8 protein-coding genes and 1 pseudogene are annotated in these 7,934 nt (G+C 64.7%); 8 read left to right on the plus strand and 1 reads right to left on the minus strand.

Features of this window, described 5'->3' with window-relative positions:
- Positions 1-445: 445 nt before the first annotated feature.
- On the minus strand, positions 446-2,089 hold the full coding sequence (gene dnaA, locus ACLBYD_RS01295) for a chromosomal replication initiator protein DnaA (RefSeq protein WP_447815349.1): 1,644 nt from the start codon (positions 2,087-2,089) through the stop codon (positions 446-448).
- A gap of 659 nt (positions 2,090-2,748) precedes the next feature.
- Between dnaA and rpmH the strand changes: the two genes are divergently transcribed.
- From rpmH to ACLBYD_RS01335, 8 genes and pseudogenes are all read left to right on the plus strand, one after another.
- On the plus strand, positions 2,749-2,892 hold the full coding sequence (gene rpmH / locus ACLBYD_RS01300; protein WP_006550910.1) for a 50S ribosomal protein L34: 144 nt from the start codon (positions 2,749-2,751) through the stop codon (positions 2,890-2,892).
- 20 nt (positions 2,893-2,912) lie between these two features.
- On the plus strand, positions 2,913-3,308 hold the full coding sequence (gene rnpA / locus ACLBYD_RS01305; RefSeq protein WP_447815107.1) for a ribonuclease P protein component: 396 nt from the start codon (positions 2,913-2,915) through the stop codon (positions 3,306-3,308).
- Positions 3,305-3,595 carry a membrane protein insertion efficiency factor YidD gene (gene yidD, locus ACLBYD_RS01310; protein ID WP_006550908.1) on the plus strand — a complete coding sequence of 97 codons (291 nt, stop codon included), beginning with the start codon at positions 3,305-3,307 and terminating at the stop codon, positions 3,593-3,595. The genes rnpA and yidD overlap by 4 nt, the downstream gene beginning before the upstream one ends.
- A gap of 69 nt (positions 3,596-3,664) precedes the next feature.
- On the plus strand, positions 3,665-4,762 hold the full coding sequence (yidC, locus tag ACLBYD_RS01315) for a membrane protein insertase YidC (RefSeq protein ID WP_271047351.1): 1,098 nt from the start codon (positions 3,665-3,667) through the stop codon (positions 4,760-4,762).
- 22 nt (positions 4,763-4,784) lie between these two features.
- Entirely contained in the window at positions 4,785-5,333 is a 549-nt protein-coding gene (locus ACLBYD_RS01320; RefSeq protein WP_060652417.1) for a Jag family protein, read from the plus strand.
- 110 nt (positions 5,334-5,443) lie between these two features.
- Entirely contained in the window at positions 5,444-6,124 is a 681-nt protein-coding gene (gene rsmG, locus ACLBYD_RS01325) for a 16S rRNA (guanine(527)-N(7))-methyltransferase RsmG (protein ID WP_060652418.1), read from the plus strand.
- Between the two features lie 624 nt (positions 6,125-6,748).
- Positions 6,749-7,720, plus strand: coding sequence for a ParA family protein (locus ACLBYD_RS01330; protein ID WP_016691064.1), 972 nt, complete (start codon positions 6,749-6,751; stop codon positions 7,718-7,720).
- Positions 7,717-7,934, plus strand: a pseudogene (locus ACLBYD_RS01335) (ParB/RepB/Spo0J family partition protein); the annotation flags it as partial. The gene ACLBYD_RS01330 and the pseudogene ACLBYD_RS01335, both read left to right, overlap by 4 nt.

Raw genomic sequence — 7,934 nt, forward strand, 5'->3', positions numbered from 1 at the left:
ACCCCGACACCGATGAGGCGGAGCCGGGGGATGCGGGTCCACGTTATGCCTTCCCTCGCTGCTTGGAAAGCCGGGAGGCTCGAGGCGTGAGCCTCACTCGAGGGCCTGTGGATCGACGCTCTCCACACACCTGTTTTGAAAGAAGATTTCTGAAGAGAACTCACAGAAGTAGTAATAGGGCCTGTGGAATCTGTGGACGAACGACCGTCTAGGCTGGTGGGGCGACGTTCTCGAGGGGGTCGAACTCGAGGATGAACTCGAGGAGTTCTCGAGGACGAATGTGGATTCCTCGAGACTGTTCATTCTTTGTCCACCGTTCGTCCACAAAGATCCCACGTTCTGCACACCCTTGTCCACAGGTGTGGGGACCGGAAATTTCTCGAGATACGGGACAGGGAGCGCCCTGTGGACGCTCCCTGTGGATGGAAACTCGAGGCTCGAGGAATCAGCGCTTGGACCGCTGTTTGATACGCGCGGTGAGCTCCTGCACCTGGTCGTAGACCTTGCGGCGCTCGGTCATCTCCTTGCGAATCTTCTTGTCCGCGTACATGACTGTGGTGTGGTCGCGACCGAAGGTCTGCCCGATCTTCGGCAGCGACAGGTCGGTGAGCTCGCGGCACAGATACATCGCGATCTGGCGGGCCTGCGCCAGCGGCCGTGCCTTTCCGGGCCCGCACAGGTCGTCTATCGACGTTCCGAAGTACTCCGCGGTCACAGCCATGATCGTGGCGGCATTGATCTCGAGAGCCGAGGAATCCGGCATCAGATCACGCAGCACGACCTCGGCGAGGGTGAGATCGAGCGGCTGCCTGTTGAGCGACGCGAAGGCCGTCACACGGATCAGGGCACCCTCGAGTTCGCGGATGTTGCGTTCGATCCGGCTCGCGATCAGCTCGAGCACGTCGTGCGGCACGTTCAGGCCGTCCATGCGTGCTTTCTTCGACAGGATCGCGATGCGCGTCTCGAGTTCGGGAGGCTGGACGTCGGTGATCAGTCCCCACTCGAACCGGGTCCGCAGTCGTTCCTCGAGCGTCGCGAGCTGCTTGGGCGGCCGGTCGGACGAGACGACGATCTGCTTGTTGGCGTTGTGGAGGGTGTTGAAAGTGTGGAAGAACTCCTCCTGGATACCTTCCTTGCCCTCGATGAACTGGATGTCGTCGACGAGGAGGATGTCGGTCTCGCGGTAGCGCCGCTTGAACGCGACCTTGCGGTCGTCGCGGAGGCTGTTGATGAAGTCGTTCGTGAACTCCTCGGTGGAGACGTACTTCACCCGCATGCCGGGGAAGAGGCGCTGTGCATAGTGGCCGGCGGCGTGCAGCAGATGGGTCTTCCCCAGGCCCGAGGCGCCCCAGATGAACAGGGGGTTGTAGGCGCGTGCCGGTGCCTCGGCGATGGCCACCGCCGCGGCGTGCGCGAACCGGTTCGACGCACCGATCACGAAGGTGTCGAAGGTGTACTTCGCGTTGAGGCTGCTGCTGCCGATGGGCGGCGTCTCGGGCGGCGGGGGCTGGGTGAAATAGGACGGCCACGACTCGCGGACGGCGGTCATCGCCTCCCGGTCGTCGTCGACCTCCTCGAGTTCGCCGTGGTCGGCCTCGAGCATGTCGTGCTCGCGCGAGGAGATCAGGCGTCGCCGATAGGCCGCACCCTCACCGGGAAGCATGCCGTCCCGGGTGAATCCCCCGTCCATCGGCCCGACGCCGTCCCTGGCCACAGCCCCGTCCCGCGGGCCGGGGACATCCCGGGGCATCGGAGGGTCGCGACGCAGATCACGGCTGCGGGGCTCTGCCGTGCGCGGATTCACAGGCTGTGCATCTTCCGGCAGACCCTCGAGGGGCAGCGTGTCGCGGGGTTCGGCGTAGGGATCCTCGGCGGGGTCGTCCACGCGTTCCCGCGGTTCGACACGCACACCGAGACCCTCGACCCGGTGACCGAGGTGCCGGTTGAGGGTGCGGAGGATGGGTTCGCGCAGATCGCGTTCGATCGATTGCTGGGCGAGGGTGGACGGCACCGAGAGCAGGGCGAATCCCTGTGCGAGCGTGATCGGTTTTACCAGCGCGAGCCATGCCTTCTGGCTCTTCGTCAGCATTCCGTCGTCGATGGTCAGCTCGGATACGACGTCCGTCCACACATCGGCCAGCGCGTTCGGCTCGTCGCTCACGCAGCTTCCCTCCCTTTGATCACCGGTTTTCCACACGATTATCCACAGGTGTGGACAACCGTGGGAATCACCCGGTGGATGTGTGGATGGGAGGTGTGTATTCGCTCAGCGGGGCTCGTGGGCCCGGGCGGTCTGCGGGGATCAGTGTGACACACGGTGCGACGCGGTCCGACTCCGTGTTCGGTGAACGCGCCCGGAGAAGCTGCGCGACGACGCCCGAAGAGGCGCGGGGCAGCAGGCCGTCACCGGCCGGCACATCGTCGTCGAACGGAGCGTGACGCGGGACTGCACAGGTAGTCGCGATGCGCCGTCGAAGACATGGCCCAAAGCGTACCCGAGCTGTGCTCTGGATCACATAGCTTCTCGGCGAGTAGTTTTCGCCGAACACGTCCGGCGTGTCGCGTTGATCGGCGCTGTTCGTCGCGGTTTGATTTCGCGCCCGCGTCCGAGTAGCCTCGAACAGTCACTCATACCGAGGTGACGGGTTCGTCCTGCTCGAGTCGGGCAATACGAATCCTGCGAATTCACGTACACGTTGGACGACGGTGCTTGCCGCGCCGTCGCAGAATTATCGAGGAGTGTCGACCGTGGCCAAGGGCAAGCGGACGTTCCAGCCGAACAACCGACGCCGCGCGCGCGTTCACGGCTTCCGTCTCCGGATGCGCACCCGTGCGGGCCGCGCGATCGTTTCGGCGCGTCGCCGTAAGGGCCGCGCTTCTCTCACCGCCTGATTCCCTAACGGGAGCTCGGGGTGCTACCTGAGCCGTATCGACTGCGGCGCCACTCGGATTTCTCGGACACCGTCCGCCGAGGGCGTCGTCAGGGTCGGCGGGATCTGGTCGTTCACGTTCTCGAACGCGATCGCACCGAGTCCTTGGTGAGTGTCGGCGGTCCGCGTTTCGGACTGGTCGTGAGCAAGGCTGTCGGGCCGGCGGTGATTCGACATCGAGTCGCACGCCGGCTTCGTCATATCTGTGCAGGTCTCGTCGAGGCTCTGCCCTCCGAGACCGACATCGTGCTGCGCGCACTACCCGGCGCTGCCATCGCGGATTCCCGCGAGCTCGACAAGCAGGTGCGGTCGGGTCTCACCCGCCTCGGACTGCTCGACGCCGGTGCTTCCGCCTCGCATAGGAGTGCTCGCGCATGACCGAGCCCGAGCGGAGGTCGTGGTGGCGGTCCCTGCGGTCCGCCCCGGCCCGGGCATTGATCTTCTGTATCGAGCTCTATCGCACCTATGTGTCGCCCACACGGATGCCGACCTGCCGATTCACCCCGACTTGTAGCGAGTACGCCGTGGAGGCGCTGCGCACGCGGGGTGTCGTCGTCGGTGCGGTCCTGGCATCGGTGAGACTGCTCAAGTGTGGCCCCTGGCACCCTGGTGGGTGGGATCCGGTACCCGAACGGAAACATCGGTCGTCCCCAGTGGGTACCTGACCGGAGCCGAGACCCGAGACCGACGCCTCTTCGTGGCGATCATGGACGACCAGAGGAGTACATAGAGCCGTGCTCGACTTCATCTACTATCCCGTGTCCTGGATCCTGTGGGTCTGGCACAAAGCGTTCTCGTTCGTGCTGGCACCCGACAGCGGCTGGACCTGGGCGCTGTCGGTGGTGTTCCTCGTGTTCACCCTGCGCGCGATTCTCTACAAGCCCTTCGTCAAGCAGGTCCGCACGACCCGCCAGATGCAGGAGCTGCAGCCGCAGATCAAGGCACTTCAGAAGAAGTACGCCAAGGACCGGCAGCGCCAGGCACTCGAGATGCAGAAGCTCCAGAAGGAGCACGGCTTCAATCCGTTGATGGGCTGTCTGCCCGTTCTGCTGCAGGTCCCGGTCTTCATCGGCCTGTTCCACGTGCTGCGCTCGTTCAACCGCACGGGTACCGGCTTCGGCCAGCTCGGGCTGACTCCGGAGGAGAACGCCCAGCTCGGCAACTACGCGTTCAGCCCCGAGGACGTCCAGTCGTTCCTGAGTGCCCGCCTGTTCGGCGCTCCGATCTCCTCGTGGATCACGCAGCCCATGGCATCGCTCCAGGCCTTCACGGTCGACGGTGGTGAACTTCCCTCGCGCTGGGAGATCGCTGCCGTCGCGGTGCCGCTCATGATCATCGCCGGCATCGCCACGCACTTCAACGCTCGTGCCTCGGTCGCACGCCAGAGTGCCCAAGCCGCTGCGAACCCGCAGGCCGCGATCATGAACAAGCTGGCCCTGTACGTCTTTCCGCTCGGTGTGCTCGTCGGTGGTCCGTTCCTGCCGATCGCCGTCATCATCTACTGGGTCAGCAACAACATCTGGACCTACGGACAGCAGCACCTCGTCTTCCGCCGTATCGACAAGGAGGAAGAGGAGAAGAAGGCTGCGGCTCTGGCCCGCCGGAACGAGAACGCACCGAAGCCGGGTGCTCGCCCCGACAAGTCCAAGAAGAAGGGCTCGGCCGCAGCGGCAGCGTCCGACGCCGTCGACGCCACGGTCGACGAGACCGGCGAGGTATCGCTGCAGAAGGATGCCGCGGCCGGCGACGGTTCCCCCGCGGCTTCGAAGTCCGGTGCGTCCGCTCCCAAGCCGGGCAGCCGACCCAAGAACTCCAAGCGCAAGCGGCGCTGACCGAAGTAGAAGAGAGCTGAACATGGCCAGTGACCTGGACAAGGTGGAAGAGGACCTCGCGGTGGCACCCGAGGAGCGCGACACTGCGGCGGACGCCGATCTCGATGACGACGACTACCTCATCGAAGAAGGCGAGATCGCCGGCGACTACCTGGAGCAGTTGCTCGACGTTCTCGATTTCGACGGTGACATCGACCTCGACGTCGAGGGCGACCGCGCGGTCGTGAGCATCGACGGCGGTAAGGATCTGACCAAGCTGGTGGGTCGCAACGGTGAGGTTCTCGACGCTCTACAGGAGCTCACCCGTCTCGCCGTGCAGCAGGCGACCGGCGAGCGCAGCAAGCTCATGCTCGACATCGCCGGGTGGCGTGCGGGCAAGCGCGCCGAGCTCTCCTCGCTCGGCACGTCGGCCGCGAAGCGCGTGCTCGAGACCGGCAAGCGCGAAGAGCTCGAGCCGATGACGCCGTTCGAGCGCAAGATCGTGCACGACGCCGTCGCGAAGATCGACGGTGTGTCCAGCGAGAGCGAGGGTGCGGAGCCGCACCGCCGTGTGGTGATCGTCAAGGATTGAGTCGGCCGTGCCGACCGAAGAGGGACTCTGCGTCGTCAGGGTCCCTCTTCGCCTTTTCGTAAGTGATGCTGTGGGTCCCGATGTTGTTTCGGGTGAGCCGACAGGAAAGGATGTTTCACGTGGAACAGCACGAGGCGGAACTGTCGGCGGTCGCGCAGCGGGTATTCGGGGATCGGACCGAACTTGCCGAGCGGTACCACCATTCGTTGTCGACGGCAGGTGTCGAGCGGGGGCTCATCGGACCGCGTGAGGTGCCGCGCCTGTGGGAACGACACATTCTCAACTGCGCCGTGGTAGGCGAACTCATCCAGGAGGGTGAGACGGTCGTCGACGTGGGCAGCGGTGCCGGTCTGCCGGGTATTCCTCTCGCACTTGCTCGTCCCGACCTCCAGGTCACGCTCGTCGAGCCGCTACTGCGCCGCACCGTCTATCTGGCGGAGTTCGTCGAATCCCACGGGATCGAGAACATTCTCGTGGTCCGTGGCCGTGCCGAGCAGCCGAGCGTCCTCCAGGAGGCGGGCGGCGCAGACGTCGTGACTTCCCGTGCCGTCGCACCTCTCGCCAAGCTCGCCAAGTGGTCGCTCCCCCTCGTCCACGAGGGAGGCCGGATGCTGGCGTTGAAGGGTTCGTCCGCTCGAGAAGAGATCGACCGCGATCACGACGAACTCGCTCGCCTCGGTGCCGGCAATCTCGAGGTGCTCGAGTGCGGAGGCGATCTCCTTCCGACACCCACGATCGTCGTGAAGGCCGAGCGGATTCCGCGGCCGGCGCGGCGTCGCAAGAAGCGCTGACCGAATCGCCTGGCGCGACGATCGCCCCGACACCCTCCCCTCCCCTACCGGGTCGGGAGGGTGTTGTCGTTTCCGAGACATTCTTTCCGACCCGAGGAATCTACTCGAGTACATTTCCGGTGCGAAACGGTTGTTTCGGACGTTGTCACACCAGACCCAATCATCCCAGGACGTTTCGTCACTGTGATGTTTCGAGTTCCATGGAATGTGTGTATCAACCGAATTATCTTCCTGTGCAATAGGATTGAAACCTACTCATGTGAATTATATTGCGGACCACAGTATTTCAGCTTGGACGTTATCGGTTTTCGAGTCCACCCCCTTGGGGGTCGGGATTGTTTCACGTGAAACCACCGAGCCGCTCCTCCACCTGTTTCACGTGAAACAACTCCGCGCCGTTTCACGTGAAACGTCACCCGGCCATGTCGCCGACGGAACCTAGAATGCGGATGGGATACTGAACCAACCGAGAATGCGTGCGCGTGGTCGGGAGGTCGGCGACAGCTCCGGGCCCGGGACTCGCATTCTCCCTTCGGCGCCTCAACCCGGCCTTCGAAGTCGCGACCGGGAAGCGACGAGGATGTAGCGTGCGAACCGAGCGGATCTACGTGTAAGGAGTGTTCTATGACGGGTGGATCTGAATCCGCTGTTTCACGTGAAACCGGAGGCGTCGAGGACGACTTCTCCCCCGTACCCTTCGACGGTTTCTCCACCGTCGACACCCCGATCGGCGCGGCTGCTCATCGCGCCACCCAGGTCCTGCATCCGAGCGACGCCAACGCACTGCCCAAGCCGCGCGAGCGTCGCGTCTTCACGATCGCCAATCAGAAGGGCGGGGTCGGTAAGACCACCACGGCGGTGAACATCGCCTCCGCGCTCGCCGTGCAGGGATTGTCGGTCCTCGTGGTCGACCTCGATCCGCAAGGTAACGCGAGCACCGCCCTGGGCGTGCCGCACTACTCCGGTGTGCCCTCGAGCTACGAGATCCTCCTCGGCGAGATCAACGCTGCCGAGGCCGTGCAGCAGAGCCCGCACAACGAACGTCTCTTCTGTATCCCCGCCACGATCGATCTCGCCGGTGCCGAGATCGAACTCGTCTCGATGGTCGCGCGCGAGAACCGCCTCCGGAACGCCCTCACCAAGGAGGCGCTCGGCGACCGCGAGTTCGACTACGTGATCATCGACTGCCCGCCGTCGCTCGGTCTGCTCACGGTCAACGCGCTCGTCGCGGCGAAGGAAGTCCTCATACCCATCCAATGCGAGTACTACGCACTCGAAGGTGTCGGACAGCTCCTGCGCAACATCGAGCTCGTCCAGTCGCACCTCAACCCCGAACTGCACGTCTCCACCGTCCTCCTGACGATGTACGACGGTCGCACCAAGCTGGCCGATCAGGTCGCCGCAGAGGTGCGTGCGCACTTCGGCAGCGCGGTGCTGCGTTCGGTCATCCCCCGCAGCGTGAAGGTTTCCGAAGCTCCCGGTTACGGGATGACCGTTCTCGACTACGATCCTGGATCGCGCGGCGCGATGAGCTACCTCGACGCTGGGCGCGAGTTGGCGGCACGCGGGGTACACGAGAATCAGGGGAACGGATGAGCGCGACACGTAAAGGCGGGCTCGGTCGAGGTCTGGCAGCACTCATCCCCACCGGTCCCCCGGTGGACGCAGAGCAGAAGCCCACGGCCGCCCCGAGTTCCACTGCCACCGCCCCCACGGCCACCGCTCCCACCAAGACCGCGGCTCCGGCCGCTCCTGCGCCGGCCAAGTCCGCACCGGCCGCGGGTGCACCGTCGAAGCCGGCTTCGGGCGG

It is taken from the genome of Rhodococcus sp. C26F, assembly GCF_053345925.1.

Excerpts from the sequence above, each read along its gene's own strand:
- ACLBYD_RS01330 (WP_016691064.1), top strand. The coding sequence starts at position 6,749 with ATGACGGGTGGATCTGAATCCGCTGTTTCACGTGAAACCGGAGGCGTC.
- rsmG (WP_060652418.1), top strand. The coding sequence starts at position 5,444 with ATGTTTCACGTGGAACAGCACGAGGCGGAACTGTCGGCGGTCGCGCAG.
- yidD (WP_006550908.1), top strand. The coding sequence starts at position 3,305 with ATGACCGAGCCCGAGCGGAGGTCGTGGTGGCGGTCCCTGCGGTCCGCC.
- dnaA (WP_447815349.1), bottom strand. The coding sequence starts at position 2,089 with ATGCTGACGAAGAGCCAGAAGGCATGGCTCGCGCTGGTAAAACCGATC.
- ACLBYD_RS01320 (WP_060652417.1), top strand. The coding sequence starts at position 4,785 with ATGGCCAGTGACCTGGACAAGGTGGAAGAGGACCTCGCGGTGGCACCC.